Annotated in this window: 23 protein-coding genes and 1 pseudogene; 9 read left to right on the top strand and 15 right to left on the bottom strand. The window is 40.7% G+C overall.

The window, feature by feature from the left end; all coding sequences use genetic code 11:
• Positions 1 to 83: 83 nt before the first annotated feature.
• On the bottom strand, positions 84 to 1,844 hold the full coding sequence (dhaK, locus tag J2T13_RS12010) for a dihydroxyacetone kinase subunit DhaK (RefSeq protein ID WP_429371505.1): 1,761 nt from the start codon (positions 1,842 to 1,844) through the stop codon (positions 84 to 86).
• 1 nt (position 1,845) lies between these two features.
• A complete protein-coding gene (locus J2T13_RS12015; RefSeq protein ID WP_429371507.1) occupies positions 1,846 to 2,982 on the bottom strand; it encodes a glycerol dehydrogenase in 1,137 nt (378 codons plus the stop codon).
• Between the two features lie 245 nt (positions 2,983 to 3,227).
• Between J2T13_RS12015 and J2T13_RS12020 the strand changes: the two genes are divergently transcribed.
• On the top strand, positions 3,228 to 4,256 hold the full coding sequence (locus J2T13_RS12020) for a PocR ligand-binding domain-containing protein (RefSeq protein ID WP_429371509.1): 1,029 nt from the start codon (positions 3,228 to 3,230) through the stop codon (positions 4,254 to 4,256).
• A gap of 113 nt (positions 4,257 to 4,369) precedes the next feature.
• Here J2T13_RS12020 and J2T13_RS12025 read toward each other — a convergent pair whose 3' ends face one another.
• Positions 4,370 to 5,509 carry a PsbP-related protein gene (locus J2T13_RS12025; protein WP_429371511.1) on the bottom strand — a complete coding sequence of 380 codons (1,140 nt, stop codon included), beginning with the start codon at positions 5,507 to 5,509 and terminating at the stop codon, positions 4,370 to 4,372.
• A 123-nt stretch (positions 5,510 to 5,632) separates the two neighbouring features.
• Positions 5,633 to 6,478, bottom strand: coding sequence for a VOC family protein (locus J2T13_RS12030; RefSeq protein WP_429371513.1), 846 nt, complete (start codon positions 6,476 to 6,478; stop codon positions 5,633 to 5,635).
• A 272-nt stretch (positions 6,479 to 6,750) separates the two neighbouring features.
• On the opposite strand from J2T13_RS12030, the gene J2T13_RS12035 reads away from it, so the two are divergent.
• Entirely contained in the window at positions 6,751 to 7,236 is a 486-nt protein-coding gene (locus J2T13_RS12035) for an RNA polymerase sigma factor (protein WP_429371515.1), read from the top strand.
• Positions 7,233 to 7,937 carry a zf-HC2 domain-containing protein gene (locus tag J2T13_RS12040; RefSeq protein ID WP_429371517.1) on the top strand — a complete coding sequence of 235 codons (705 nt, stop codon included), beginning with the start codon at positions 7,233 to 7,235 and terminating at the stop codon, positions 7,935 to 7,937. The genes J2T13_RS12035 and J2T13_RS12040 overlap by 4 nt, the downstream gene beginning before the upstream one ends.
• A gap of 202 nt (positions 7,938 to 8,139) precedes the next feature.
• Here the strand turns inward: J2T13_RS12040 and J2T13_RS12045 are convergent, their stop codons facing one another.
• Both J2T13_RS12045 and J2T13_RS12050 read right to left on the bottom strand, forming a co-directional pair.
• Positions 8,140 to 8,481: a zinc ribbon domain-containing protein YjdM gene (locus tag J2T13_RS12045; protein WP_429371519.1), complete on the bottom strand. Its 342-nt coding sequence runs from the start codon at positions 8,479 to 8,481 to the stop codon at positions 8,140 to 8,142.
• Between the two features lie 113 nt (positions 8,482 to 8,594).
• The gene (locus J2T13_RS12050; protein ID WP_429371521.1) at positions 8,595 to 8,894 is read right to left on the bottom strand and encodes a hypothetical protein; all 300 of its coding nucleotides are present in this window, start codon (positions 8,892 to 8,894) and stop codon (positions 8,595 to 8,597) included.
• A 192-nt stretch (positions 8,895 to 9,086) separates the two neighbouring features.
• On the opposite strand from J2T13_RS12050, the pseudogene J2T13_RS12055 reads away from it, so the two are divergent.
• Positions 9,087 to 9,266 (top strand): annotated as a pseudogene (locus J2T13_RS12055) (ATP-binding protein); the annotation flags it as partial.
• Between the two features lie 175 nt (positions 9,267 to 9,441).
• Here J2T13_RS12055 and J2T13_RS12060 read toward each other — a convergent pair.
• On the bottom strand, positions 9,442 to 9,822 hold the full coding sequence (locus tag J2T13_RS12060; RefSeq protein ID WP_429371522.1) for a tetratricopeptide repeat protein: 381 nt from the start codon (positions 9,820 to 9,822) through the stop codon (positions 9,442 to 9,444).
• A 237-nt stretch (positions 9,823 to 10,059) separates the two neighbouring features.
• Between J2T13_RS12060 and J2T13_RS12065 the strand changes: the two genes are divergently transcribed.
• Positions 10,060 to 10,944, top strand: a complete 885-nt coding sequence (locus tag J2T13_RS12065) for a hypothetical protein (protein WP_429371524.1) — start codon at positions 10,060 to 10,062, stop codon at positions 10,942 to 10,944.
• Positions 10,945 to 11,195: 251 nt separating this feature from the next.
• Here J2T13_RS12065 and J2T13_RS12070 read toward each other — a convergent pair whose 3' ends face one another.
• The 3 genes from J2T13_RS12070 to J2T13_RS12080 all read right to left on the bottom strand — a co-directional run bounded on the left by J2T13_RS12070 (position 11,196) and on the right by J2T13_RS12080 (position 13,738).
• Positions 11,196 to 11,834: an MFS transporter gene (locus J2T13_RS12070; protein WP_429371561.1), complete on the bottom strand. Its 639-nt coding sequence runs from the start codon at positions 11,832 to 11,834 to the stop codon at positions 11,196 to 11,198.
• A gap of 192 nt (positions 11,835 to 12,026) precedes the next feature.
• Entirely contained in the window at positions 12,027 to 12,962 is a 936-nt protein-coding gene (locus tag J2T13_RS12075; RefSeq protein WP_429371526.1) for an aldo/keto reductase, read from the bottom strand.
• Positions 12,963 to 12,982: 20 nt separating this feature from the next.
• Positions 12,983 to 13,738, bottom strand: a complete 756-nt coding sequence (locus tag J2T13_RS12080) for an IclR family transcriptional regulator (RefSeq protein ID WP_429371528.1) — start codon at positions 13,736 to 13,738, stop codon at positions 12,983 to 12,985.
• 199 nt (positions 13,739 to 13,937) lie between these two features.
• Here J2T13_RS12080 and J2T13_RS12085 point away from each other — a divergent pair, with 199 nt between their 5' ends.
• The 3 genes from J2T13_RS12085 to J2T13_RS12095 all read left to right on the top strand — a co-directional run bounded on the left by J2T13_RS12085 (position 13,938) and on the right by J2T13_RS12095 (position 17,019).
• Positions 13,938 to 15,182, top strand: coding sequence for an ATP-binding protein (locus J2T13_RS12085; RefSeq protein ID WP_429371530.1), 1,245 nt, complete (start codon positions 13,938 to 13,940; stop codon positions 15,180 to 15,182).
• Positions 15,183 to 15,581: 399 nt separating this feature from the next.
• The gene (locus J2T13_RS12090) at positions 15,582 to 16,472 is read left to right on the top strand and encodes a diacylglycerol/lipid kinase family protein (RefSeq protein ID WP_429371532.1); all 891 of its coding nucleotides are present in this window, start codon (positions 15,582 to 15,584) and stop codon (positions 16,470 to 16,472) included.
• An 85-nt stretch (positions 16,473 to 16,557) separates the two neighbouring features.
• On the top strand, positions 16,558 to 17,019 hold the full coding sequence (locus J2T13_RS12095) for a hypothetical protein (protein WP_429371534.1): 462 nt from the start codon (positions 16,558 to 16,560) through the stop codon (positions 17,017 to 17,019).
• A 221-nt stretch (positions 17,020 to 17,240) separates the two neighbouring features.
• Here the strand turns inward: J2T13_RS12095 and J2T13_RS12100 are convergent, their stop codons facing one another.
• The gene (locus J2T13_RS12100) at positions 17,241 to 17,519 is read right to left on the bottom strand and encodes an alpha/beta-type small acid-soluble spore protein (protein ID WP_429371536.1); all 279 of its coding nucleotides are present in this window, start codon (positions 17,517 to 17,519) and stop codon (positions 17,241 to 17,243) included.
• Between the two features lie 586 nt (positions 17,520 to 18,105).
• Between J2T13_RS12100 and J2T13_RS12105 the strand changes: the two genes are divergently transcribed.
• Positions 18,106 to 19,134, top strand: coding sequence for a CdaR family transcriptional regulator (locus J2T13_RS12105; RefSeq protein WP_429371537.1), 1,029 nt, complete (start codon positions 18,106 to 18,108; stop codon positions 19,132 to 19,134).
• Positions 19,135 to 19,175: 41 nt separating this feature from the next.
• On the opposite strand, the gene J2T13_RS12110 is transcribed toward J2T13_RS12105, so the two are convergent.
• From J2T13_RS12110 to J2T13_RS12125, 4 genes are all read right to left on the bottom strand, one after another.
• The gene (locus tag J2T13_RS12110) at positions 19,176 to 20,315 is read right to left on the bottom strand and encodes a glycerate kinase family protein (RefSeq protein ID WP_429371539.1); all 1,140 of its coding nucleotides are present in this window, start codon (positions 20,313 to 20,315) and stop codon (positions 19,176 to 19,178) included.
• 19 nt (positions 20,316 to 20,334) lie between these two features.
• Complete coding sequence (locus J2T13_RS12115) at positions 20,335 to 21,624, bottom strand: GntP family permease (protein WP_429371563.1); 1,290 nt, start codon at positions 21,622 to 21,624, stop codon at positions 20,335 to 20,337.
• A 465-nt stretch (positions 21,625 to 22,089) separates the two neighbouring features.
• A complete protein-coding gene (locus tag J2T13_RS12120) occupies positions 22,090 to 25,257 on the bottom strand; it encodes an S-layer homology domain-containing protein (RefSeq protein WP_429371541.1) in 3,168 nt (1,055 codons plus the stop codon).
• 141 nt (positions 25,258 to 25,398) lie between these two features.
• On the bottom strand, positions 25,399 to 26,769 hold the full coding sequence (locus J2T13_RS12125; RefSeq protein WP_429371543.1) for a transposase: 1,371 nt from the start codon (positions 26,767 to 26,769) through the stop codon (positions 25,399 to 25,401).
• Between the last annotated feature and the right edge of the window lie 87 nt (positions 26,770 to 26,856).

Consider the following 26,856-nt stretch of genomic DNA (forward strand, 5'->3'; position numbering starts at 1 on the left):
GCACATTATATATAATATTTATACCAAATAATACCCTATCCTATAGAAAGGACAGGGTATTATTGGTATAATTAAAGGCTTATTTATTTAATTTCTTTTGAAAGCTCTGTAAAAATAACCCCTAAGGCATACGCTCCTGCATCCGGATAACCAATACTTCTCTCACCAACGGTACCCGCTCTTCCCATACGAGCCACAATGGCCTCGGTCTGTTTCGCCCCTTGTACAGCAGCATCTGCTGCCTTCGTCGATGCAACCTTGATATTATCGCCTTGAAGTGCACTATTCGCCCAAGATTCAGCATAAGGAACAAGCGCATCAATCAATGTTTTGTCCCCCACAACAGCGCCCCGGCCAAAGGCTCTCTCTCCTGTATCTTGTATCCCTTTCACAACAGCGGCCATCATTTCGGCGAACTCGTGAGCGGATAGCTCTTGTTTATTTCCAGCATTTTTACTGGCTGCTCTAAAGGCTGATCCCCAGATTGGCCCAGAAGCGCCCCCGCAATGCTCCATAATAATCAAGGAACAAGCATCTAGGAAGCTTCCAATATCCGTTGTATGGTTCGTTACAATGTCTTTCCATTCTGCTTTTAATTGCTTGAACCCCTTCGCGACACTCATGCCAAAGTCACCATCACCCGCATGTGCATCTAACTCACAGAATGGAATTTCATTCGCAATGATAATTTCACTCATTTTATCAAGCAGATACACGACATTATTTAAAGAAAACTTATCGTTGGTAATGTTCGCATACGCAACATCGGTCTCACATGTGTAAGATACAGACGTATTCTCAGCTTCTTCTAATACGACTTCAGTGTAGTTCACTTGATCAAATGCTTCATGAATCACTAGCGCTGGCGTATCACACGTTGCACTCAATAATTCCTTCAACTGATTGTCTAGTTTCATAATAGAAACAGACGCTCCAGCCATATCTATACTCGTCATGTAATTTCCAACGAACACTTTATAGACCGTTATTTTTCTAGAAGCTAATTCACGAATGACGGAGTTATTCAAAAGATACAATTCTTGGAGCGGCGTTCCTCCAAATCCGTTGATCAATACAGCAACTTCCTGCTGAGAATCATGATCTATCTTCAAATTGTCCAGTAATGCCGTCACCATTCTGTCCGCCAATTCGTCCGCTGTAACGATAGGCTCTCTTCGGATTCCAGGTTCACCATGTATGCCAACACCATACTCCATTTCATTGTCTTCAAGATTAAACGTCGGGGTTCCCTTGGCAGGAACCGTACAAGAAGTAAACGCGAATCCTATACTCTTGGTATGGTCGATCGCTTTTTGAGCTACTTCCTTCACTTCACCTAGGGACATGCTCTGCTCCGCTGCTGCACCTGCTATTTTGTGAACGAAGACCGTACCCGCAACACCTCTTTTACCAACGGTGTAGAGACTATCTTCAACCGCAATATCGTCATCGACTTTAACGAAATCCACTTCAATCCCATCTTCACTAGCAAGGTGCGCTGCATTCTTAAAGTTCATCATATCGCCGCTGTAATTTTTAATAATTAACAACGTTCCCTTATTGGATACGGAAGAACGGATTCCTTGGTACACTTGAATTTGGGAAGGAGAGGCGAATACATCGCCACATACAGCGACATCGAGCATCCCTTTTCCAATAAATCCAGCATGTGCAGGTTCATGCCCACTGCCGCCACCACTGATTAAAGTAACCTTATCTTTATTAATTTCCTTTTTCTTAATGACCTTATATTTACTGTTAAACTCTAGGTTCGGGTGTGCCAGAACTAAGCCATTACACATCTCTCTTACTAGCGTCTCTGGCTTATTCATTATTTTTTTCATGTTATTCATCCTTAACTATTTTATATTGTCGACCCAGTTGATCGGCTACCATAATGGCTGCTGCCACCGCTTCTTCCGTGATTGGAAATGGCATGGAATGAATAGATTCTGCTGGAATACAGGCGATTTGGGCTACCTTCAGCGCTTCATCATAAGTTACGCTATCCACGCCAATGTCTGCGAGGCAGATTGGAAGACCGACCGCTACACAAAATGCCAGTACTTCATTTATCTCATCTTGATCTGCATTCTCAAGCACCAATTGAGCGATTGTACTGAAAGCTACTTTCTCCCCATGATAATAGTGATGAGTCCCCTCTAGTGAAGTTAAGCCATTATGAATAGCATGAGCAGCAGCTAACCCCCCACTTTCGAAACCAAGCCCGGATAAGAGGATGTTGGCTTCTATAATGTTCTCAAGTGCAGGAGTGACCATGTTGCAATCCGAAGCTACTTTTGCCTGAATACCATCTTTCAATAATGTTTCATAACAAAACTTAGCCAGTACTAGGGCTGTATTGGTTCCTTTAGCCGGACCACACACGCCTTCACGAACACCACATGGTAATCCTGCATTAACGTTAGAGTAAGATCGAGAAGTTGCTCTAGCTTCAAAATAAGTCGAGAGCGCATCCCCCATACCCGAAACAAGGAATCTAGTAGGGGCGTTCGCAATGACAGTCGTATCAATCATAACCACACTCGGGCTTTGTTTAAAATAGGCATAGTCATCGAATTCCCCTTCTGCGGAATACATAACCGCCGAATGACTTGTAGGTGCGTCGGTAGCTGCAATCGTAGGGACTATAATTAATGCTTCCCCTTCTGCTACACATTTAGCCGTATCAATGGCCTTTCCTCCACCTAATCCAATCGTACAAGAACAGGCATGTTCTTTAGCCAATTCTTGCAATCGTTTAACTTCTTCGCGTGTGCATTCCCCTTGGAAATTACTTTCGACCAGTGTGATATTAAATTTATTTATAGTAGATTCCAATTTGCCTTTTACCCGTTTCACATCATCTGGATGTGCAATGAGTAACGCTGAATCACCGAATGTTTTCACAAAATACCCTAAATTTAAAAGTTCATCTTCCCCCTGAACATATTTCGTTGGGCTAATAAAGGCTTTTCTCATCAATAATTCCTCCCTTTACTTTCTATGTTTCTATTATAGTCTGGCCGTGGTTAGTAATCATTGAACTATAACCGCAATTTTAAGCGCTTTCAGATTGTGTTTTTATGTCATGGGTCTAGTAAATAGTATAATCTTGTCCTCTCAACCGCTTAATATAGTATAATTATGATGAAAAGCTCAACCCGTCATTATATTATTCTATTCCCATTTCTATATTTCTATTCATGTATAGGGAGCGTACACCCATGAACCATTCCATGTTTAATCTAGATAAAATTATTGATTTAGAGAAATGGCATAAGTTACAAGACTCCCTTGCGCTAGTCACCAAAATGGCGATTATTACAGTAGACTACAAAGGTGTTCCTGTTACCAAACATAGTTACTGCCAGCCCTTTTGTCAGGGAGTACGCAAAGATTCCATCCTATCTCCGTATTGTCAGACCTGTGATGCAAGAGGAGGATTGGAAGCCGTCCGGCTGAATAAACCCTATATCTACATGTGCCATTTTAATATTATGGATATTGCCATTCCGATCATTATCGACAATCAATATATTGGTGCCATTATGGCTGGACAAATTAAGCTGCGCGACACAGATACACCCCTTGAACAAATTGTATCTCGACCCGCGAATCCCGAAACAGATCGTAAGTTCAAAGCTTTAGAAGAAGATTATCTGGCCTTACCCATCTTGTCATACGAAGAAGTCTCAACCATCGCCGATATGTTATTTCACCTATGCAACTACATCGTAGAAGAAGCTATCCATAAGAATTCAACAATAGATATGTACAAGAAAGCTCTCTCTATGGATACCGATAACCCCTCTTTAGATTCCATGAGTTCTTCTGATCGTAATTATCGAAATATACAGGCGATTCAAAACGAGCTTTCCAGTACGCTAATTGACAACAAAATAAAAAAGTTAACATCCAATGAAATCCGTTCTACGAATCCATTGCTTCAACCGGCCTTTGATTATATCTATCATCATAAAAATAAAAACATAACATTAAGTGACATGGCGAAACAATGCCATATTAGCCCAAGTTATTTCAGCCGCATATTTATAAAAGAAACCGGAGAAAACTTCTCCGTCTTTGTGCCACGCTTAAAAATGGAGTGGGCCAAGCAGCTGTTGGAGACAACAGATCAATCCATTAATCAAATAAGTGATGAATTAGGATTCTGTGATGCTGGATACTTCATCAAGACCTTTAAAAAATTCGAAATTGTAACTCCTGCTGTTTACCGAAATAGGATAAAATAAATGTAAAATAAAAATGAAGGGCATCAACAAGGCCCTTCATTTTTGTCTAATGGGATTGCAGAGAGAACCCACGTTCATGAGAAAAGGGGCGTCAACATTCCCCGCGTCGCTGGCTAATTCTCCTTAACAGTAAGTGTCTGGGTCATATCTTGATACAATGGTTTCCTATCGTTAAAGTACTGATCAATGGTCCAGAAAATAACCTGCGTAAAATGATGGGGATGATCAACAAGTGTAAACAAATAGGCAACCTTGACCTTAGTGATTTCACCGGTAACCTCGAATTGGAGAGCATCTCTTCCGTCTACTTGCGTCTTGACGGGATCATGAATCTTTAAGTTTTCTAATACACCACTATTTGTTTGACTTTCCACTATCAATTTATGATACTCTTCCAATGTTGTATCATCAGCAAACAATTCTTTATCTTCGGATATGATGCCTAGATAGTCCTCCGAATCTATTTTACTAGCCTGAATGTCCGCATCCTCCATCAGATTGGATTGTTTATTCCAATTTGCGGGAAGGCTGATAGTCATCATGCCATCCTCGCTTGTGAATTCTGCAGTTTCGCCTTGATCCTGATTGGTAACAGGCGATAAGCTTACGCTGTCTTCCTCCTTCAGGACCTTGAACGACTTAATAATCTCCAAGAATTCGTCCTTACTATTAGAAAATCCTTTCTCTGATGACCAACTAATAATCTGGTAGAAACGATTCCCCTTTTCAATCATTGCCGTCAAGTAATGAGCCTTAATCTTTTGAACCTCACCCGTAAATTCAACCAATTTTGCTGAAACACCATCTACTTCTATATCTTCCGTGCTCACCATATCATCCGTGTTCACCACTTTCATCTGGTCCACACTAATTTTTGTATTTTCTTTAAATATATTTACGAAATCATCCAAAGAAGTTTCATCAGAGAAGTCACTTTTCTGGTTGGCAATAACCATGACATATTTATCTTGTGATTGTTTAGAAGCGGAAATAATAGCGGAATCATTCAATTGCTCGTCTTCAATCCAATCCGTCGGGATCGTCAGTTGGATATCTTCATTAGCACTCTTAATTAGAGTTCCTTTAACTTCTGGCTCTGCTTCTGGGCTATCTTTCATTGTTTCTGTTGTTGGCTTAGAATTCGAACCGACGGTTGTATTAGATATTTCCGCTTCTTTTTCGGCACAACCAGCTAGAACTCCTGTTGCTAAGACGGCTGTGAGTACCATCAACTTAAATCTTTTGCTATTCATAGTCATTCTCTCCTCTTTCTTCTGAACATAATGTATGTAGGTAATATTTACCTTTACCCACTAGGGATTATACTCAAACACCATTGAAGAAAGATTAATGACTTAAATCATGATATTCCATTTTCATACAACCAATCGTATCCGATTTCCTGCGGGATCGCTTGTTAAATACCCATTCAGCTCTTGGATGAGCGGCACACCGGATTGCTCCAGTTGAGTAATCGCACTCTGTCTTAATGCTTCATTAGGATATACGAGGGTATAGTTATTCAATCCAACCCTATTCTTCGGTGGAGTCGGTGCCCCAACCCCCTGCCAAGTATTAATGGCAATGTGATGGTGATACTCTCCGGTGGACATGAAGGCAGCTTGAGGGTAGTACGAAACCGTTTTAAATCCAAGTACATCATTATAAAATTGCTCCGCCTTCTTTAAATCCCCAACATGAAGGTGGATATGCCCCATGATTGTGCTCGTGGGCAGACCATTCCACGGTGCATCACTTTCTGCGAGAATCCCTTTGGCATCGATCTGAAGCGTCGCCATCTCCACTAGACCATTGTCCCATTTCCACTCTGAAGAAGGTCGATCCCAATATACCTCGATCCCATTCCCATCCGGGTCTGTAATATATAAAGCTTCGCTCACATTATGATCTCCAGCCCCGAATGGATAATTTGTCTGAATCAAATGTCGTAGAAATACAGCGAGTTCCCCGCGAGTTGGCACTAATAGTGCAAAATGAAACAACCCTGAGTGACGTCCAGTAAGCGGTATGACATCCGCAGGTTGCTCAAGCGTAACTAAGGCTGTCGTCCCATTGGCTGTTAAAACCACCCGATCCACGGTTCTCTCCAATACCCCTAAACCCATAATATTTTCATAAAAAGTTACTGCGCGATCTAACTCTTCGACCTTAATATTGACCTCTCCGACATATATATTAGGTTCTTGATGAAATTTCTCCATATGTAACACACCCTTCATAATGGTTTGATATTAGCTTAAATAAAGTTAGTAACTATATTAATATAATATATCTTAACGTTCATAATGTAAAGCACATTATGGTACCCTTTATCGTGATAGATCAAGCGCAACGTTTTACTTACCCTATGATTAACATTTGTGGACAGAAAAAAACTCTCAACCATTTGATGTATTTTATACCTGCACTATTTTTATTCATTTTGTAACGAACAATCCATTACCAAGTCTTATATATATAAGGAGGTGAACATGTGGCTGATTTGCAGAATATCTATGATCAGCATTTTCAAGACGTATACCTATTTGTGTTGGCATTAAGCAGGAATAAACATATTGCAGAAGAGATAACACAAGAAACATTTTTTAAAGCACTAAAAAATATAGATTCGTTTCAAGGCACCTGCAAAATAAGTGTCTGGCTGTGCCAAATTGCTAAAAATACGTACTTTACTTATGTTGATAAACAAAAACGATTTGAATCCGATCATCGTTACGACAAAGCTAGTGAATATAATATTGAGAAAAATATAGTCGATAAGGCAGAGGCTATCCGCATCCACAAAATATTACACGGATTGCAGGAGCCTTATAAGGAAGTGTTTACACTGAGGGTATTTGGGGAGTTATCTTTTGACCATATAAGCCAAATTCTAGGTAGAACAGAAAGCTGGGCGAGAGTCACATTTCATCGAGCAAGGCAAAAAATACAAGGCCTGTTAATGGAGGAAGAACAATGACCAAAATATCATGCGATATTATCAAAGATATGCTGCCATTATACTATGACAATGTGTGCAGTACAGACAGTAAAGAAATGGTAGATCAACATCTACCAGAATGTGCTGGCTGTCGAGAACTACTGGACCAAATGAACATAAGCATGACATTACCATTGGAAACCATTAAGAATAATAAAAACGAGGGTTCAGATCTTCGAAGCGTTGCAACGCTTTGGAATCGTTCCAAATTCATTGCCTTTACCAAAGGATTAATCATCGCTACCACGATTTGCGGTCTACTAGTCTTAGGTTATATTGGTTTATTTCGTTGGAACATTATTAACGTACCCACAGATGTGGTAGAGATAACAGATGTCAGCCAACTGAAGGATGGAAGAATAGTTTATCATGTTAGAATGACCGACGGATACAATGTAAATCAAGCAAATCATAAGCTCGATCGTGACGGAAATTTCTATGTATCACCTGTCCGTCCTGTAATTAAATCTAAGAAGTTTGCGGATATGGGACTTTCTAATACGTACTATACCTTTGATATTGGGGAGAATAACGCCTATCAGATAAATCATGGTGATAGCATAGAAATACAAGCCCTATATTTAGGAACACCCGACGACCCTATCTTAATATGGAAAAAGGGTATCGTCTTGCCCGCAGCAAGCGAAGCCATTGAACACCAACTTGAGGTTACTTACTAGAAGAAACTAGCTCCTAGACGGATGATCGGAATTGCCTATTTCGATATGGCAGTAGCAGCTACTGTATACGAAGAAATCTATTCAAACAGGCATAGAAACTCAAGTGGAACTATAAGAAGCCATGAGCACAAGAGAAAAAACTCGTACGATGCTGAGAATGCACTGGACGAGTTTTTTCATTATCATGTTGTTTTAGATCCGCCTATATCTTTTTAACAAATTCTGATTTTAATTTCATAGCTCCAAATCCATCGATTTTGCAATCAATATCATGATCTCCATCAACCAAACGTATACTTTTTACTTTTGTACCTATTTTCAGTACGGATGAACTTCCTTTTACTTTAAGGTCTTTGATTACGGTTACAGAGTCACCATCGTTTAAAACATTTCCATTAGCGTCTTTGACAATTTTTCTATCATCACCATTGTCGGTTTCTGATTCTAAAGTCCATTCATGTGCACACTCTGGGCAAACCAAAAGATTTCCATCCTCGTATGTATATTCTGAATTACATTGTGGACAATTTGGTGAATTAGACATGATTTCATGTCCTCCATTCGTTTTAATTTCCCTTAAACTCACAAAAAACATATAGGGGTTCCTTATATGTTAACTTATAATAGTATAGGATGGTTAGCCTATCAGATCAATACTTATTGCTCCTCTGTTTTCTTTCTTACACAATTACCCCTTAGAATCTTCTTTAGATTAACATCTGCTTTTTTCGATTCCTCTATCTCAAGCAAGGCTTCCAACTCCGGGTAATCTTCAGCTTGGACATTTATCCTATACAGCGTATTTTCAATCTCCGCATATCTATTAAATTTCTCCGTAGGTGATTGTTGATCCGTTATTCCAGTACGCATACTAACCAATCGATTATAGGACATCATGATGTATAATCCTATAATCACAACGACGACGATAATTCCAATTCCCAACATCTGCTTCACCTCAATTGTATTTGTATAAACCACTGAATCTTATGCGCCATTTCTCTCCATCCACAACGCAACTCTCGAGAGCAGTTTAGACAAGTATAATTAAGAATTCACGTATAAAATAGTGAGTGTTGTCATCATTTTTGCCATACTACAAAATGTTGTTTTATCCCATATAATCACAAAAAAACATAACCAAACTGGGAACATCTGACAAGGATCTTTGATTGATTCTACCGTACTGATGCTTCTAGAGCGCGCAAACAAGGGGGCTACGGCCTGGGTCTAGCGATTGCCAAATCCATTGTTGAGCAGCATAAAGGGAAGATTTACGTCAAAAGCGTAGTCGGTAAATCTACCACGTTCTACGTGCACCTTTCGTGAGCGAGGTCACAATAAAAAGGTAGCTCATTCCTCTTCAGAGAACGGGCTACCTTTTCGCTCTATTACTATGGTTAGGAAAAAGAACATAGGTACTTACTACTGACTCTCATTCCACGGACCGCCATCGGCCACCTATGGAGTGCCCAGAATTCAGTGTTATCACAGTCGACGCTCTTTAAAGCTCGGGCTCGTCTGAAGAGACCGTAGCCGCCTCACTCCGGCTCCATTCCAAAAATGTCACCGTATCTTCATCCTCTGGATCCATTTCATGCGCAATCTCAAATTCTCTTATAGCATCCTCAAGCTGGTCCAGATAATAATAGGCATACCCCACACGGAAATGCCAAAGCGGGTCATTCTTCCCCTCTTCAGCAATCTTAGTAAACCACTTTAACGCTTCTTGGTAACGTTCCAAATTATTCAGTGCTCTCCCCAAATGAATGGCTAATTCATCATCAATCAGTATTGTAGGGACTTCTTTAATTCGAGCTACTATTTGTTCGTACTCATCTTCTTCATGCCAGGCATTCAGTTGCGCGATAAGTTCATCTCTCATTGTTAATACCTCCCCGTTAATAGGTGAATTCAGTTAACAATTACTTTATCATTTCCGTAGAGGGTTTACCAATAAATCCAACTAAATAGGATCCAGTCATCGTATGTTTTGATACACAATACGCAATTGCTTCTATCACATCAAAATCATTACATGATGTATAATATTATTTATTGTTTTACAGCACGATTAGGACGGTACCACTCTTACTTATAACTACCGTTGAGGAGGAAGATTATGTTTACTTGTTACACTAAGCAAGACCGATTTGAGACCTATGTTCTAACCCATGAGGATCGTAACATTTGTATCGAAATAGTTCCCGAACGGGGCGGTATCATTAGTAAATATATGTACAATAATGAACCCATTTTTTATCTTGAACAAGAAACATTAGAGGATCCTTCGAAAAATATACGCGGTGGCAATCCTATTTTGTTCCCTATTAGTAGCTACTTAGTTGATGAGACTTACTATTACAACGATACTGCTTATCAATTAAAGCAGCATGGCTTTGCACGTAATCTGGCAGGTAAGGTCATCCATACTTTTGCTGATGAGCACAGTGCTTCAATCACGCTTGAGATGGTAGATAATGAAGAAACATATGAAAGATACCCTTTCCACTTCAAACTGATTATGCAATATACACTTACCAAGAGTGGATTAAGTATACAAGCTACTATTCATAATAATGATAATAAAGTGATGCCCTTCTATTTAGGTTACCACCCTTATTTCTATGTGGAAGATAAGGACAGTCTCGAAATAAATGTTCCCTCATCTAATTCCAAAGAATTGGTACCCAATAGTATCGTGCAAGATAAACTTAACTTTAATCAACCTGAATCTACTGTCATTTATGAGCAACTACAATCGAATCATTGTGAGATGATTGATCATGCAAGACAACTGAAAGTGACAATCACTTCAGAAGATGTATATCAGTATATGGTGCTTTGGGCATTGCAAGGAAAACCCTTCGTATGCATTGAGCCTTGGATGGCTCCTATAAATGGTATGAACGTTGGACAAGGTATCCAATTAGTTGAAGCCAGTCAAGCACATATATCCTCCATCCATATCAAAGCAGAGTCACTGATTCAGCTTCAAAAGAGATAAACACTTGTCTTCCATTGATGCTTTTCCGCAGAACGGACGATATTGATGGTACACGGTGCAACATTATCAATCGAAGGTCTATTCGATGTCGAACTCGACGGTTTTACCCATTAAGAAGCGCCAAAGAACATCTTCATGTTCTTTGACGCTTCAATTTATGCTTATTTATAGAATAGAAAGTAATTTAGGGTACGATAAATACGCTAATCAGTATTATTCATTTCCTTAAGAAAATAGTTCCAATCTCAACTTTATATACGTTTAGGTTTGATGAACAAAGATACCAGTAATCCAACGCATGAGAGGCCTGTAACAAAGAAGAACGTATACTTTACACCCGCTGCTAGCAATTCAGCTGATGAAGAGTCCGGAAACTGATTTAGGCCATTTGTTTGTGCTGGCATAATAATCATTGAGATCCCCGCAAACAAAACCATGTACCCCACAATGATTTGCCAAACTGGTGTTTCCGCAGAGATGGTCAGGACAAATATTACACTAGAGATCAGTGTAAATAAAAAGCCGATCGGTAGAAACTTTTTCGCGCCATATTGATCGAATAACTTACCGACAATCGGTGATAGTAAGGCATTTAATAGACTTCCTGGTAGTAGAGTAAGACCTGCTACCGCAGCACTTAACAATAAAGCACCTTTTAAATAAAGTGGCAATAATATGGCTGTTGATAAAATCAGCAACATCCCAATAAATAGTAAAATTGTTCCTAGTGTAAACATCGGATATTTAAAAACCCGTAAATTAATCATTGGCTGTTTCATATTTAGCTGTCGAGTAACAAATAGAACAAGTGCAATTAACCCTATAAGGAATGGAACATATACCGATGTAGTATCGATCTTACTTTCGACGATTGGTTTTGGTGGCTTAATTTACAGTTTAAGTACAGTGGCTGAAAAAGCGTTTACTTTGCACTTATTATAACGATCAGTCTACATAAAATAAAATACTAAAGTTAAGAATACAAGTTAATGATATAGCTCATAGTTTCAAGTGACTTCTTCCATTGAAACGCTAATTTGTTAATTGATGAAATCTCAGAGATGGATTGAGTGCCTTATCGATTAAACATGAAAAATGGAATCGATTGCTTGAATTTCTTCGTTCGTTAGCTGAACATTTAACGTTTTTAAATTATTTAATACTTGCTCTGCTCGTTTGGCACCTGGAATGATGACATCAATCGCTTCCCTTGTTAAGTACCACGCAAGTACGACATGAGCCACTTCGACACCTTTAGCGTCTGCTATTAGACGAATACGTTCTACTTTATCAAGGTTTTGCGCGAATGCTTCGCCTTGGAAGTAAGGCAAGCTTGCCCGGAAATCTTTGAACGTTGCATCCTTTGTATATTTTCCGGCTAATAAACCTGAAGCCAGAGGGAAATATGGAATAAAGGAAATTTTATTTTCAATCATGTATGGGAAGTACGCTTGCTCAGCTTTGCGATTTAGCAGATTGTATTCCCCTTGGAATACATCTACATAGCCGTCTTTATTTGCCTCTTTAAGTTGGTCGGGTGAGAAGTTCGAAATACCGATCGCGCGAATCTTCCCTTCATCTTTTAATTGCTTCAAGGCACCGATTGCTTCATCCTTCGGTGTATCTTGGTCAGGATAATGGATATAGAGCAAATCAATATAATCCGTTTGCAGACGTTGCAAGCTTTTCTCAACTTCTTCCTGCAAAAAGGCAGGAGAGTTATCCATCAACATTTTGCCGTCAACAAATTTAGGACCAACCTTCGTCGCGATAACAACATCAGAGCGTTTGCCGCCTTCTTTCACGACTTCACCTATAAGTTCCTCTGAACGACCTGGGCCATACATAAAAGCAGTATCAAGTAAGTTAATACCGTTCTCAATGGCTGTACGTACTAATTGCTTACCCACTTCTTCATCTGAACCTGGAAATAAATTATGACCGCCAACCGCGTTTGTTCCTAAACCGATTGGATTGACATATAGATCTGATTTACCAAGCTGTATCTGTTTTGCCATGTAAAAAAACCTTCTCTCATTTAATAGTTAACATTAGTATTTAGCTCGTTGGTTACGTTTTTACTTGCTGTAAGTAATTTACGCGCTAAGTTGCGTATCGTCTTTTTGGGCATATTCTCGATAGAATCAGCAATTGAAATCGACGCAATGACCGTATCTTGATAGAAAACAGGAGCAGCAACACAATTTACACCCACTTGAAATTCCTCATAATCCGCAGCATACTGTTGTTCTTTAATGACCTTGAGGTGGTGGAGAAATAGTACAGGATCTGTAAAAGTCTGATCCGTCGCTTTCGTCAATGATAAATGTGAGAACATATTTATTTGCTTTGCTAACTCCATATTGGCTAATATCACCTTACCTAGAGAACATTGGTGACCGGGTGTGAGGCTACCGACCTTTTGATCAATCATTTCTTGCGTGTTGGAATTATATACTTGGTGAACTCTTAAATTTGTTCCATCAAGCGTACCGATATAAATGTTCTTCTCCACTTCCATCCCCAAATGATAGAGGCTACGTAATGTAGACCATTCAATCGTATGGCTATTGGCGGATTCTGATGATAACTTTTCCGGGTGAAGTTCATAATACTTATCAACCTTTATGATGTAATTCATCTCTTCCAACGTGTGCAAAAGGCGAAAAACTGTTGTTTTGTTAAGTTCAAGCTGTTCGGAAATTTCAGTCAGTTTCAAACAACGCTTTTCACTTAAAAGATCTAATATTTGAAGCCCCTTTCTTAAACTGGAAACTTCATATCCGGAAATCATAATCACCTCGGTTTCAATTAAAGCTTATAGTAACTCCATTATTACATCAAAATTCGCCTATTTTGTTTCACTATGTGAAACTTTTCAGTCCTAACGAACAATATTTAATATTCAAATTTAAATTTATATAACCCGCGATAAGACGGTAATTGAGGCATTTATAAGCACTTACATGTTATAATTAAAAGATTAGATCTAGATGGGGGACGAACATATCTTAAAAACCGATTTCGTAGATGTATTGTCGATCATTTCCAATAAACTGTATGTATCGGCTGCTACAGTCATGGAAACGGCTAGCAAAATGATGCCAGCGAATACTTTTTGTATAGCTAACTTGGACAGTGTCTCCACTAAAGTCTTGAAGGTACATAACCGTAGCAAGGTTATAATCGGAGAAGGACTTGTTATTGATAACAAGGAATCTTATTGTGCTCTTGTCACGGAACATGCGCAGGGGCCGTTGATTATAGATAACAACCTTACCCATCCATTGACTAAAAGTATGGATGCAACGCCATTTGTAGGTGGATGTTCCTTTCTTGGCGTCCCCATTATCAAAGAAGATGGAGAAGTATACGGATCTCTATGCGCCTTTGACCATGAATATTATCAATATCAAGAGAAAGATGTGGAGTTGTTACTTTCTTTATCGACGTTCTTTAGTACACTTTTAGAACTGGAAGTAACCGTTCAACAGCTGAGGACAGCCGAAGAAACAACTGCCAACATGTTGGAGGAGAAATCCAATCTATTGGCAGTGCTAAGCCATGAAATCCGTACTCCGATGAATGGGGTGCTCGGCATGGCAAGCCTACTGCATTCATCCGGTTTAACGCCAGAACAGACTGAATATGTGAATGTAGTCGAAAAGAGCAGTAGTAGCCTTATTTCGATGATGGACACCATACTGGAATATTCAAAAATCAAGGCAGGAAAACTAGAGTTGGAAAGTAGTCCGTTTAATATCCGTGAAGACTTGAGCCATGTTCTGCAATTATTCTCTGCAGAATCCTTGAGGAAGGGTTTGCGGTTGTTTGCCGAGTTTGATTCGGTTAATGATCCTATTTTGATCGGCGACAGCCATAAAATACGCCAGATTTTGACCAATCTGATCAGTAATTCACTTAAATTTACCGAGCGTGGAGAAATCAGTATTGCTGTCGGTATGGTCACCACTCAACGAGATACGGTCGAAGTAACGTTTGAAGTAAGGGATACGGGTGTTGGCATACCCGCGGACCGCAAGGATCGATTGTTCCGTTCCTTCTCCCAAGTTCACGATGCTGAAACTACCGGTAAATATAAAGGTACAGGGTTAGGGTTATCCATCTGCAAACAGCTTGCCGAGCTGATGGGTGGAGAGGTGTGGCTCAAGAATTCGAACACAGATGGTAGCCAGTTTGTATTCAAAGTAACATTAAAGCAACTTAAAAGCACTTAAGGAAGAAAGGGAGTCTCCCTATCTCATTGAGATCCTCCATCTTATCGCTTCGGCAACTCAAATGATGTTTACTACGAGGTAAGAGTTTCAATAAGTCATAGAATGCTTAGGAATGCTTGCGGTCCAACTAACGGACTGCAAGCTTTTTTGCGCTCAAATGATATTATTAGCAACTTCCATTCGAGCATATCCCGGTCGTAGGTCAGTTTAATGACTGCACCTGTCCATTTATCTTAAAATAAGATAACACCAGCCGTCTTTTTGGTTAATAGTAAATAACACCACGCCATACCCCAAATGGGTGAGTGCCTGATTAAGTGAAACCCGAGTTGGAGTCCGTTTACAAATTAAAAGTAGCGAGCTGTATCTCGCTAATTCATTATAGAGAGGAATATGTATATGAAGCGAGCCATGATCATTATTAACCCCTCTTCCGGTAAAGAAGAAGCTCTCGAACATGTCAGTAACGTAGAAGAAATTCTGCAGGATCATGGATACAACGTGACAGTCAATGAGACGGCAAAAGAATTGGATGCAACCCATTATTGTGTCACTGCATGCGAAGAATGTTATGATCTGGTGGTTTCCATTGGCGGAGATGGTACACTTCACGAAACTATTAATGGACTTATCAATCAGGACCACTGCCCGAAACTTGGTGTGGTCCCTCTTGGGACGGTCAACGATTTTGCCCGGGCATTACAAATTCCACTGTATCCCGAACAGGCGATCCGAACACTCATTTCATCCAGAGTAAAAACAGTAGATATAGGCCGAGTGAATCACTTACTGTTCTCCAATGTCGTCGCTGTAGGTTCACTCGCTGAATCGCTGTCTTCCGTATCGTCAGACGATAAATCTAAGCTTGGCGCTTTTGCCTACTTAAAAGAAGGCATTAAAGAACTTATGGGCAATCCTTCCCAACATCTTGTCATTCGCCATGATGAAAAGACATGGGTAGGGGAATCTCCACTTTTTCTGGCCGCATTAACGAACTCCGTAGGTGGATTTGAAAAACTTGCCCCTGATGCCGCTGTTGACGATGGTCTGCTTCACTGCTTTATTATCAAAGATCTCAATATATTCAATACCCTAACGGTCAGTATCTCATTGCTACTTGGCAAACTGAAGGATCATAAAGATGTTGTTTACTTTACTGCACAAAATGTAAGTGTAAGCTCAGAAGAACCTGTTAGGACTAATGTAGATGGCGAAGAGGGACCGCCTTTACCCATCGAGCTCAGCATTTCACCTCGACGATTCCAGGTGATTGTTCCAGAGGAGGAATAAGGGCTGAGTACGCTTGAAAAGGCAGGTGTTTTATCTCAAAATAGAAATCCTTGGCATACGGAAACTAAAGGAGATATGGAAATACATGAAGTCTAAACGAGCGATGATTGAACGGAGAGACGCCGAGCGCCGAGTACGTCGTGAACTGAAAAAGAACCCACCCGGACTATTATCGAGATGGTTCGACAGGATAATGAAGTGGGGACAGGTATTGTTTCTCATTTCTCTTTTCTTTGTTGCCATCTACCCTATTATGAATCTAATCCCTGGTCTGGAAAACACAGACCTGATCCTTTTCGCCGTTGAACGAATGGCTATCTTTCTGCTTTTTGGCATCATGTTCGTCGGTAGTTTGGTAGGAATACGGGCTCTCTTTAAGTCGACAATCGACTCAGGCAGAAATCCAAAAAAACCAGATGGAAGAAGGAAGCAAGTCATGAGAGCCGCTGTGCTTCTTTTCTTTACTCTCGTTATTATATTCGCAGCCATCGTCTGCTGGGCTCAACTGAAGGCTCTAGCGAAGTTAGGACAGTTCCTACTGTCCTGATCCAGATGATGAGCGATTAAATAGTTCATTGAAAACTATCAAATACCATCTACTCACTTCGAACGTTATTGCCACTTTGATATGAAATAAACAACAACATCTGGTTATAGTTAAAAGGCATCTGAATAGCCGTATTCAGTATGCCTTTTCACGATCTACAATTAAGATTGGAGATGATGTTAATTTTCGGGTTAAAGACACGTTTCCAGAAGTCTTTAGCTCTACTCTTTGTTTGCTAATTTCTCTTGTGCGAGACGGATCATTTCCCGTACCATAGCACCTCCTATTTTACCACCGACTTGCCCAACTGATTCTGTAGTCAGCCCTCCATTGTCACCTTGATGCAGAGATACACCAAGCTCCTTAGCCACTTCGTATTTCACATCGTCGGGTTGATTCGGATCAACCGTATATCCTTCACGCTTCATTACGTCTGCTTTGAAAGCCTGCATCCCTTGTTCCACCCCCGGCACCGCATATCTTCTCTTTCTTCTTGCCATATGCCACACTCCCCTCGATGTCTTGTTCTAACATACCCAGAAGCACAACTCTCCATCCCGATTCCACTAGGGCTTTATTAGATGTGGTATACATGATTCTATTGTAAATTCGAGTTCATATAATGAATCACTTAATGATGTCGTTAAAGCATGCAGTGTACCAAAGCCGATTGTTGAGAGAATGACCCCCCAAATGTCAAATTTGGGGGGTCATCTCACCCTCCGGGGTTTCTTTTTGAGCCCAACTAACGGATACTGCTAAGAATTTGGCTCGACTATGCATTCGTTAATTTTGCATATATGGCATCTTAGGAATTAAAAAGTTCTCCTATAAACCTTGTTGGTATCAATACTCTATCTCATTTACAATAAACAGCGATTATTGGAACTTGGCTTGGAATACATTGTAACTGTATGCTCATAGACCCTTAAAATAGTTATTGATATAATTCTACATGAAGCTAATCCATTTTATTAATAAAGGGACCTTGTACAGCCTTTGTTCTTTTGCACAAAATTCTTAAACCGAACGGGTGTGTTGATTGATGCTTCCACTTAGAGACGTGATTATGAAGGAGATCCAGCTATGTATGAATTGACGCATCATCAGGCCCAAAACATTGTCGATAGAATGATGAAGGATATTCCATATAATATTAATATTATGGATCACACAGGTATGATCATCGGGAGTGGACATAAAGGAAGGGTTGGTACGCTGCATCATGGTGCGGTGAAAGCCATAAAGCAAAGAAAAATCGTGGAAATTAACAAAGATGAGGAATTCGTAAAGAAGGGTATTAACTTACCGATCGAATTAAATGGCAGTATTGTTGGAGTGGTAGGAATCAGCGGTGAAGTAAAGGAAACGGGGCCCTTCGGAAACCTTGTAAAGTCAGCTGTTATTTTGTTAATCGACCATAGTATCACATTGGAAAAGGAGAATTTGAAAAAAAACTTAAAGCAAGAATTTTTTAGCTTAATGATAAACTCGGACACCACCTATACGAAAGAATTAATGAATCAGGCATTGACCTATGGCATTCAGTTAACTAAGCCCTCCCAAATCATTTATGTGGAATCTCCTAATGAGATTGCTGAGGATATCACTACAAGCTTATCTTCCTTTAAAATGTCGAAATATTCGCTTTGCATAGTCCTTCAGGAAGTAGATAAGATTGAATCTCAGCGACAAACAATAGGCAATCAGTATCCAGATGCTTTCATTTCCATCAGTAATATGAACGACACGATTTCTGAAGGACTTGTGCAAGCCAAATCAGCTATGCGCGTATTGAAGGGTGTTTACTTCAACGAGAAATCCATCTCCTATGGAAAACGTGAGTTCATCGTCGATATGTCGAGGCTACTAAAAAATGATACAAGATTAGAACGGCTAGCCCATTCTCTGGAAAAACATGATGAATTAATAAAAACGCTCCAGATATACCTTAACTGTAATCTTAACGCCAATGAAACCGCCAATAGACTCATGATCCACAGGAATACATTAAACTATAGATTAAACAAGATTTATAACATTACAGGCAAAGATCCCAAAAATATTTTGGAGCTCATGGAACTCATTTTTATGCTGATTAATCGAATAAAATAAAGAGGATGTCCACATCTGACTATGGGCCACCCTCTTTTATGTTATTTTAACAATCTGGCAATACTTTCAGATGTACGGGCAACATTCTCCTTGCCTTGTGCCAGTAAGGTATTAATATCTGCTGCTCCGGGAACAATTCCAAAGATGGCATCAAATCCTTCATCGTACAAAGTCTCCACATCTTTGCCTACATATCCTGCCAGGGCGATCACTTTCATACTGCCGTTAACACTCTTAGCTGCCTTAGCAACTCCGTAAGGTGCTTTGCCGAATTTCGTCTGAAAATCGATCCCACCTTCTCCTGTAAAGCAGTAATCCACATTTTTTAGTTTTTCTTTCAACCCTGTATATTCGATTACAATTTCAATTCCCTTTTTCATTGTAGCGTTGGTGAAAGCGATTAGTCCACCGCCAAGGCCGCCCGCACCTCCTGCACCAGGTACATCCACAATATCAATTCCAAGTTGCTGTTTTATTATGTTACTATAGTGTCTTAAATTTTCATCCAAAACTGTAACCATTTCAGGAGTGGCACCCTTTTGGGGACCAAAAACAACAGATGCGCCGCGCTCCCCGCACAATGGATTGGTTACATCCGATGCTACCAAGATATTAATATTTTTTAATTGCGGAAGCACATCAGAGGAATCGATCCTATCCAACTCAAGTAGGTTTCCTCCACCAAGCAGCTGTAGCTCAATCCCTTGTTTATCTAGGAATTTATACCCCAGTGCTTTAGCCATTCCAGCCCCTCCATCATTCGTAGCACTTCCACCAATGCCTAGAATGATATTCGTAATGCCCTTTTCAATACAATCCTTAATTAATTCACCCGTTCCTATGGTCGTCGTAATCAAAGGATTTCTGGTTTCCTTCGTAACATGATGAATTCCACTGGCTGATGCCATTTCAATCACACCTGTTTTGCCATCTCCCAAAATTCCATAATGGGCGAGAACCGGTGTACCCAGAGGGCCGGTCACTTCTTTTTGTATCAAGGTGCCACCTGTTGCATCTACCAAGGACTGGACCGTGCCTTCACCTCCATCAGCCATAGGTACATGAATGCACTCCGCATCTGGAATAGCTCTCTTTATACCGATTTCCATGGCTTCGCATACTTCTTTTGCCGTCATGCTTTCTTTAAACGAATCAGGAGCTAACATAAATATTTTACCCATGAATTATTCTCCTCCCCTTTTATAAGATAAATCCGAAAAGAACGACTGCTACTATAGTCATCGTTATACCAACCATACTTTCAAACAGGACAACCTTCATTCTATCCTTCATGCTGATGCCCATGGCATTACGTGTAACGTGGAAGTATGTTCCGTGTGGTAAATGGTCGATTACTGTAGCACCTGTATGGGTCATAACTGCGGCCGATAGAGGGGCTACACCTGTATTTAATATCGCACTTGAGAATGAACCCGTAGCCAAAATGGCACCTGTTGAAGTGGATGCTGTTGCTCCTGCCATTAAAATTCCTGCTATAGGTGCAAGGAAGACCCCGGAAATGCCCGATGATTGTACAAGAGCAACAACTTCTGCAGGCAGGGTTGACGCTGTAATCAATCCGCCAATGGCACCTGCGCCGATAATGATCAGAATCGTTGGTGTCATTCGATTTAAACCAGCCGTACAATAATTCACTATTTCTTTTGACTTACCTAATGCCAAGGAGCCAACTACACCGGCAAATGGCAGGATAAACAAGGAGTCAATTTTTAGATCTGCGAGGAAATCAACGCCTAGTATCGAACCAACCGGGCTAATCATCAATAGAACAATAGCGATGATTGGAGCTACTAGAGCTTTAGATAATGGTGGTAGATTCGTGGTGCTTGTTTTTTCTAATTCGGCAGCTTCAAGATCCGTTACTTTAGTGCCTTTATATTTAATTAATGATGCGATAAGAACCGCAACTGCTAATCCGAACAGAGCAGGGACTAATCCGCCGAGCATGACCTGGTTAACATCGAGATTGAATCCGCCCGCCGCTGCAATGGTATTCGGGTTAGGTGAAATAATGTTACCCGCTTTACCACCGCCAGATAAAGCCACTAGCAAGGCAATCTTGGAATATCCCATTTTGTGTCCCACGGACAACGCGATAGGTGCAACAATCAATACGGCAACAGGAATGAATACCCCTACCGCTGTGATAACCATGGTAGCCAGTGCTAGCGATAGCATAGCTTTCGTTCCACCGAGTTTATCAACAATAACTTTTGCAATGGTTCCCGCTGATCCAGATTCCATCATTACACCAGCAAAAACACCTGCAGCGATGATGCGTATAACTGTACCTTGAACACTTTGTGTTCCGGAAATTAGGATGCTGATTACCTCTGTAAAATTCGCCCCACCAATAAAACTTCCAACAATTGCTCCCAGAATCAATGCATACGTTGGTGCCAGTTTAAACAAAATCAATATAATTGCCAGCGCTAGTCCGGCTAAGGCCCCAATCCAACTAATATCCATTGCCATCTCAAATCCTCCTCAGGGTGATTTTGATTTTTGAATTTCGTAGACCCTATTGAGCCAATATGAGCACTCACCACAGGCCTTGTAAGTTTATTCACAAAGTAGGCTTTATTGATCTACACGTATATACATGTATTGTGGTGAATCTTTCTATTACCCCTCTAAAGTCATCCTGCTTCACTAACTTGAATACGTTTTCATTATATTTGTATTGTTGTCGTTAAACAATTGATATTCCAATGAATATTTTTGTGCATATGCACAAAATAGTGCCTGAGTGCCATTTATCAGCACCACGCGATAAATCTGCTCCCATGATCATCTCACCTTTACTATTATTCGTATGTATTACAATGTTTGATAGTATCACTGTTGATTTTATGTGAATGAATGTTACCTCGTTATTCTCAAAAGAAAAGGCGTGTGAGTAAAATCTACCCACACGCCCACGTCTTTACTATTTTATTTTTCAAATAAAGATCTAAGACTTGAGTCTAATTCTAATACATGCAATATAATTGTAAGTACTTCTGCGCGAGTAGCATTGGATTGTGGTGCAAAGTGATCTGTTGACTGACCATTTACTAGTCCCATAGAAGCCGCTGCCTGAATCTGATCTTTATTCCAGACCCCATCAATGTCTTTAAAAGTACCTTGACTAGAAGTTGTCTTGAGAACTACTAACTTTGAAATAATAGAAATAATTTCAGCTCTAGTAATTTGTCTGTCAGGCTTAAACGTGCCATCTTCGTAACCTGCGATAATACCATTAAAGGACAATGCCATAATCGCATCTTCAGCCCAATGATCTTTAACATCTGACAATGTAGTAGATGTAGAACTAGTTAATCCAAACACTCTAAAAATGATAGTAGCAAACTCTCCTCGAGTAATACTGTCATTAGGCCGGAATGAACCATCCACGTATCCTTTTAAAACTCCAAGCTTAGTAAATAACTTAACCGTTTTATCTGCCCAGTGAGAAGCCGTGTCATTAAAGTTTACAGACACTCCTTTGCTGTCTTCTAACTTCTTAGTGATTTCTGAGATAACCTTTGCAATATTAACAACCGTGCTGAAGATTGGAGAAGTACTAACTGGAGGCTCTTCTACAGTAATTACATTAGTACCATTGATTTGAGTTCCTTGAGTTCCTTGAGTTCCATGAGTTTCTGGAATAGACGGATTAGTAATGCTGAGATTAATATGATCAACGATTACTGAAGTTCCTGAAAACATAGCTTGTACTGTTACACTGCCTGACTGTAATGCTGTGATCACGCCATTATTAATGGAAACTTTAGAAGGATCATCCGCTGTCCAAGTAATTAGAGAAGTTACATCCTGAGTAGTCGTGTCACTCATAGTTGCAGTAGCTACTACAGTGAAAGTATCCCCAACTTGCATTGTTCCAGTATGCTTGTTTAAAGACATAGCAATTACTGTTGTAATTGGAGGCGTCGTTGGAAGCGTCGTAAAGATAACATCGTCTCCGTAGCTTGTCCCTACGCTATTCGTAGCAAATGCGCGAACGTGATAGATTGTTCCCGCTTCAAGTCCGGTCAGATTCGATGTGTAGCCACCTGTCGTGCCGGCAACGATGATCTGCTTGTCCTCCGGTATTGTTGGATTACTGCTCTTAGAATAAACAATACCTCGTACGGTTACCGCCGCACCACCCTCGATGGTTACATTCCCGCCTACGTCTGCCGAGATTGAGGTAATACTCGTTACCGGATCCGTTGATACTGTCGCTACGCTGTTCGGCAACGTTGTCGTAAAGATAACCTCGTTTCCGTACCTTGTCCCTACACTATTCGTCGCAAATGCGCGAACGTAATAGGTTGTTCCCGCTGTAAGTCCGGTCAGATTCGAAGAAAAGTTGCCTGTCGTGCCGGCAACGACAATCTGCATGTCCAGTATTGTTGGATTACTGCTCTTAGAATAAACAATACCGCGTTCGGTTACAGCCGCACTGCCCTCGCTGGTTACATCTCCGCCTGCACTGGCCGAAGTTGAAGTAACATTCGTTACCGCAGTTGTTGATACCGTCGCAGTAGTGCTGATGAGCACCGCTGCCGTACTGCCTACGTTATTTAATCTTAATGTCGCATCAATGCGATCGCTATTTTTAATAGTACCTCCATTAAGCGATAAACTCGAACCGACGGCTATGCCGTCCAAGTCAGAATCGCCTTCTTGAACCGTGTAACTAAATGTCAGCGTGTTGCTTTCCGAGCCGGACGCATAAGCGGCAATAACTGACTTGCTTCCGATCGTTAGCGGCAAATATGGCGTCCCATTCGTCGTATCCACAATAACTGCCTGATCAAACGCCACCGTAAAGTAGAGGTGGCTCCCTGACGCGTAATTCCCATTCGCTGGCACAATTACAGAGGCAACTTTCGCAGATGGATTGACCAAGACCACTGTGACCACATAATTTTGCGTTAACCCATTCTCTGCAATTACAGTGTACGTCAGCGGACTTGTAAAATCGTTAACCGTCATCCCGGAATATTGGACAACATTTCCTATTTTTACAGTTTGACCATTTGTCGTAAATGTTGCAATTTGATTGAGCCCTAAACCTCCATTAGGCAATATAATGGATATCGTATGCTCAGCTTCATTCACAGTACCCTCTACATCTGCAACGGCAAAGGTCAGCATATCTTTGGTTGTGCTTGCACCTGCAGTCGCAGCTTGTACGGTCACGGTATAGGTTTGAGAGCCCCCGGCTTCATCATAAACAACATAAAAAACAGGCGATGAGAAATCTAAGACGCCTTCACCACTAATTTGCTGTACTCCATTTACATACACCCCGGTACCCGTGGATGTAAATGCCGGTGCCAAGGATTGCAAGTTTGTTCCGAAGGGAACCATAAGATCTATCTTATGGTTTGTCTCATCGATTAATCCAACCGAAGAAAGCGATGCCAACCCGAAATAAGTGATTTCCTTGGACGTACTGGGCTCTTTTTGGAAAATGGTAACTGGATAGTTTCTTGTGCTACCATCCAAGGCTTCAACCGTATATATCAATGGCTGCGCGACTGTGAAATCCTGGGTGCTGACACCACTAATTTGAACAACACCATTGACCTTAACTTTAGCCGCGCTTTCATCTGTAGTAAATATAGGCTTCAACGCAGTCACACTCGTACCTTGCGGAACGGTGAGAAAGATCGCAAAGGCTTCGTCGTCGATAAGACCCGTCACTGCAGGATTCGACAAGCTAAATGTTAGTATAGACTTTAAGCTGCTAGGCCCGATAGTTACCGTAACCGTATAGTCTTGCATACTGCCATCCTCGGCAACAACCGTTAATATTACGGGTCTCGTATAATCAGTGCGCTTATGCCCACTGGTATGATCAAGAACGGACGCACCTTCAGAAACCGTAAAGGTTTCAAGCATATTGTTGACTGCGGAACGAAAAGGAACGACGACGTTGATCGTATGGTTCACGTTATCGATGAACCCGGGATCGCTTCCTTCTACAGAAAAATAAACAAACTCCTTAAATGAACTTTTGTCATCCGCAAAAGTAAATTTCGGAAACACGCTTAGAAATAAACTTAAAACGAGTACTATTGACACTGCCTTCTTAAATGTTCTTAGCAATTTTGTACGCCTCCTGTTTCATCTGTTAAAATATATATATCGGACCTATTTTTCTCTTTACCTATTGAATCAATTTCATAAAGCGTCCTCTCAATAATCAGACAATCCGAAAATTACAACATCATTTTTTTGAAATAGGAGCTATGCAGCCATTTTTGTAGCTTTAATACTTTGGTTCAAGCGATCAACTGTTAGCTTACAAGCCGTGTAGGTCAGACAAGCAAGCTCAAAATCAACCTTAGCCAGTGCTCCGCGATGGCGGATGTTATTCAATTGAAAGTACTCTTTCAGATACGCATTCACCCGTTCAACGGCTGTTCTCTTCTTGTACAGATCGTAATAACTGTCACTACCACGAGCTGGAACGGTGTATTTTCTTGGGTTATCGTCGATCTTTTTCTTAAAGACCTTCTGGCATTGTCCATCGTTAAACGGACATTCCTCACACTCTTTCGGCTGCGTGTACTTTACGGTTTCGTATTTCGAATCATAGCTGTCGTACCGATATGAATGGCCTTCTTTGCAGGTCGGACGAAAGTATTTGTCCACGTCTGCATCCTGGTTTTCATTGCGACGGTTGTAATCGATGAGCGCTCTCGCGTTCATCATCTCGGCTTGCTTGTAAATTGGAACTAAATCATAACCAGCATCTGCAAGCACATGAGTAACCGGTAGGTTAGGATGTCTTTCGGACAGTCCTTTAAGCAAGGGAATGGCCATTTTTCCATCATTGATATTGCCGGAAGAAAGCAATCCTGTAAGTATATATTGGCTTTTGCAGTCGACCAGCAGATGTGCTTTAAATCTATACCAGAACACGTTTTTACCTTCGGAGTTCTTCTTCACACCCCATGCTGGGGTGAGTGGAATTTCCTTCACCAACGCGTCATACCCGTAAGTTAATTGTGCTTCTACCTTCTTCTCGAACAGGGGGAGATTTTCTTCGAGTTTCAGTTGTTCCTTTAACCATTGCTCACGCTCACCCTTGGATTTACGGCCGCGTTTCTTCTTCGGAAGTTCAGCTGCTGGTTGATCGGTATCGTCTTTCTTCTTCTCCGGTCGGCGATCTCTAGCTTCAATATGAGTGGCGTCCATAGCGATTGTTGTTGCATCGATAAAGCCTTCTTGAAAGGCTTGCTGAACTAATTTTTCTTGCGATTGCTGAAAGACATTCGATTTTTGAAGCTTTTGGATCAGCCGTGTATACGATGCTTCACTTGGAATCCGATCAGAGCCGGTAAAGCCACAGTCCGTGCAAAATTCAATACTTCTTTTTAAACGTTTCCTTAGATCTTTTATGGTAGGAATTCGTTCCACAATTCGAATAAAAAGCGAATGAAGCATAGCTGCATAATTGAGCTGAGTCGGTGCCCCTAAAAAGGCTTTCTTCGACACAACACGTAAGAATGGATTAATATCTAACGTGTCAAAGAGATAGCCGTAGGTATCTTTGGGTGACATTTCTAATAAGTCTTGCAAGGAAAACAGGCTTTCTTGTTGAATATTGTACATTGGGAGATGCTCCTTTCTTCTCATAAGTGTCTGGTAGGGGTACTAAACACTTCGAGATTTGGGGAGGTACTCCTTTTTTTATGCTCT

The organism is Paenibacillus sp. DS2015 (assembly GCF_050433705.1).
In the GTDB taxonomy this organism is placed as follows: domain Bacteria; phylum Bacillota; class Bacilli; order Paenibacillales; family Paenibacillaceae; genus Paenibacillus_AQ.

Excerpts from the sequence above, each read along its gene's own strand:
- J2T13_RS12060 (WP_429371522.1), bottom strand. The coding sequence starts at position 9,822 with ATGAGAGATGAACTTATCGCGCAACTGAATGCCTGGCATGAAGAAGAT.
- J2T13_RS12100 (WP_429371536.1), bottom strand. The coding sequence starts at position 17,519 with ATGGCAAGAAGAAAGAGAAGATATGCGGTGCCGGGGGTGGAACAAGGG.
- J2T13_RS12065 (WP_429371524.1), top strand. The coding sequence starts at position 10,060 with ATGTTTACTTGTTACACTAAGCAAGACCGATTTGAGACCTATGTTCTA.
- J2T13_RS12075 (WP_429371526.1), bottom strand. The coding sequence starts at position 12,962 with ATGGCAAAACAGATACAGCTTGGTAAATCAGATCTATATGTCAATCCA.
- J2T13_RS12105 (WP_429371537.1), top strand. The coding sequence starts at position 18,106 with ATGTATGAATTGACGCATCATCAGGCCCAAAACATTGTCGATAGAATG.
- J2T13_RS12015 (WP_429371507.1), bottom strand. The coding sequence starts at position 2,982 with ATGAGAAAAGCCTTTATTAGCCCAACGAAATATGTTCAGGGGGAAGAT.
- J2T13_RS12090 (WP_429371532.1), top strand. The coding sequence starts at position 15,582 with ATGAAGCGAGCCATGATCATTATTAACCCCTCTTCCGGTAAAGAAGAA.
- J2T13_RS12125 (WP_429371543.1), bottom strand. The coding sequence starts at position 26,769 with ATGTACAATATTCAACAAGAAAGCCTGTTTTCCTTGCAAGACTTATTA.
- J2T13_RS12030 (WP_429371513.1), bottom strand. The coding sequence starts at position 6,478 with ATGGAGAAATTTCATCAAGAACCTAATATATATGTCGGAGAGGTCAAT.
- J2T13_RS12080 (WP_429371528.1), bottom strand. The coding sequence starts at position 13,738 with ATGATTTCCGGATATGAAGTTTCCAGTTTAAGAAAGGGGCTTCAAATA.
- J2T13_RS12045 (WP_429371519.1), bottom strand. The coding sequence starts at position 8,481 with ATGTCTAATTCACCAAATTGTCCACAATGTAATTCAGAATATACATAC.
- J2T13_RS12115 (WP_429371563.1), bottom strand. The coding sequence starts at position 21,624 with ATGGATATTAGTTGGATTGGGGCCTTAGCCGGACTAGCGCTGGCAATT.
- J2T13_RS12025 (WP_429371511.1), bottom strand. The coding sequence starts at position 5,509 with ATGAATAGCAAAAGATTTAAGTTGATGGTACTCACAGCCGTCTTAGCA.
- J2T13_RS12095 (WP_429371534.1), top strand. The coding sequence starts at position 16,558 with ATGAAGTCTAAACGAGCGATGATTGAACGGAGAGACGCCGAGCGCCGA.
- J2T13_RS12110 (WP_429371539.1), bottom strand. The coding sequence starts at position 20,315 with ATGGGTAAAATATTTATGTTAGCTCCTGATTCGTTTAAAGAAAGCATG.
- dhaK (WP_429371505.1), bottom strand. The coding sequence starts at position 1,844 with ATGAAAAAAATAATGAATAAGCCAGAGACGCTAGTAAGAGAGATGTGT.
- J2T13_RS12020 (WP_429371509.1), top strand. The coding sequence starts at position 3,228 with ATGAACCATTCCATGTTTAATCTAGATAAAATTATTGATTTAGAGAAA.
- J2T13_RS12040 (WP_429371517.1), top strand. The coding sequence starts at position 7,233 with ATGACCAAAATATCATGCGATATTATCAAAGATATGCTGCCATTATAC.
- J2T13_RS12085 (WP_429371530.1), top strand. The coding sequence starts at position 13,938 with ATGGGGGACGAACATATCTTAAAAACCGATTTCGTAGATGTATTGTCG.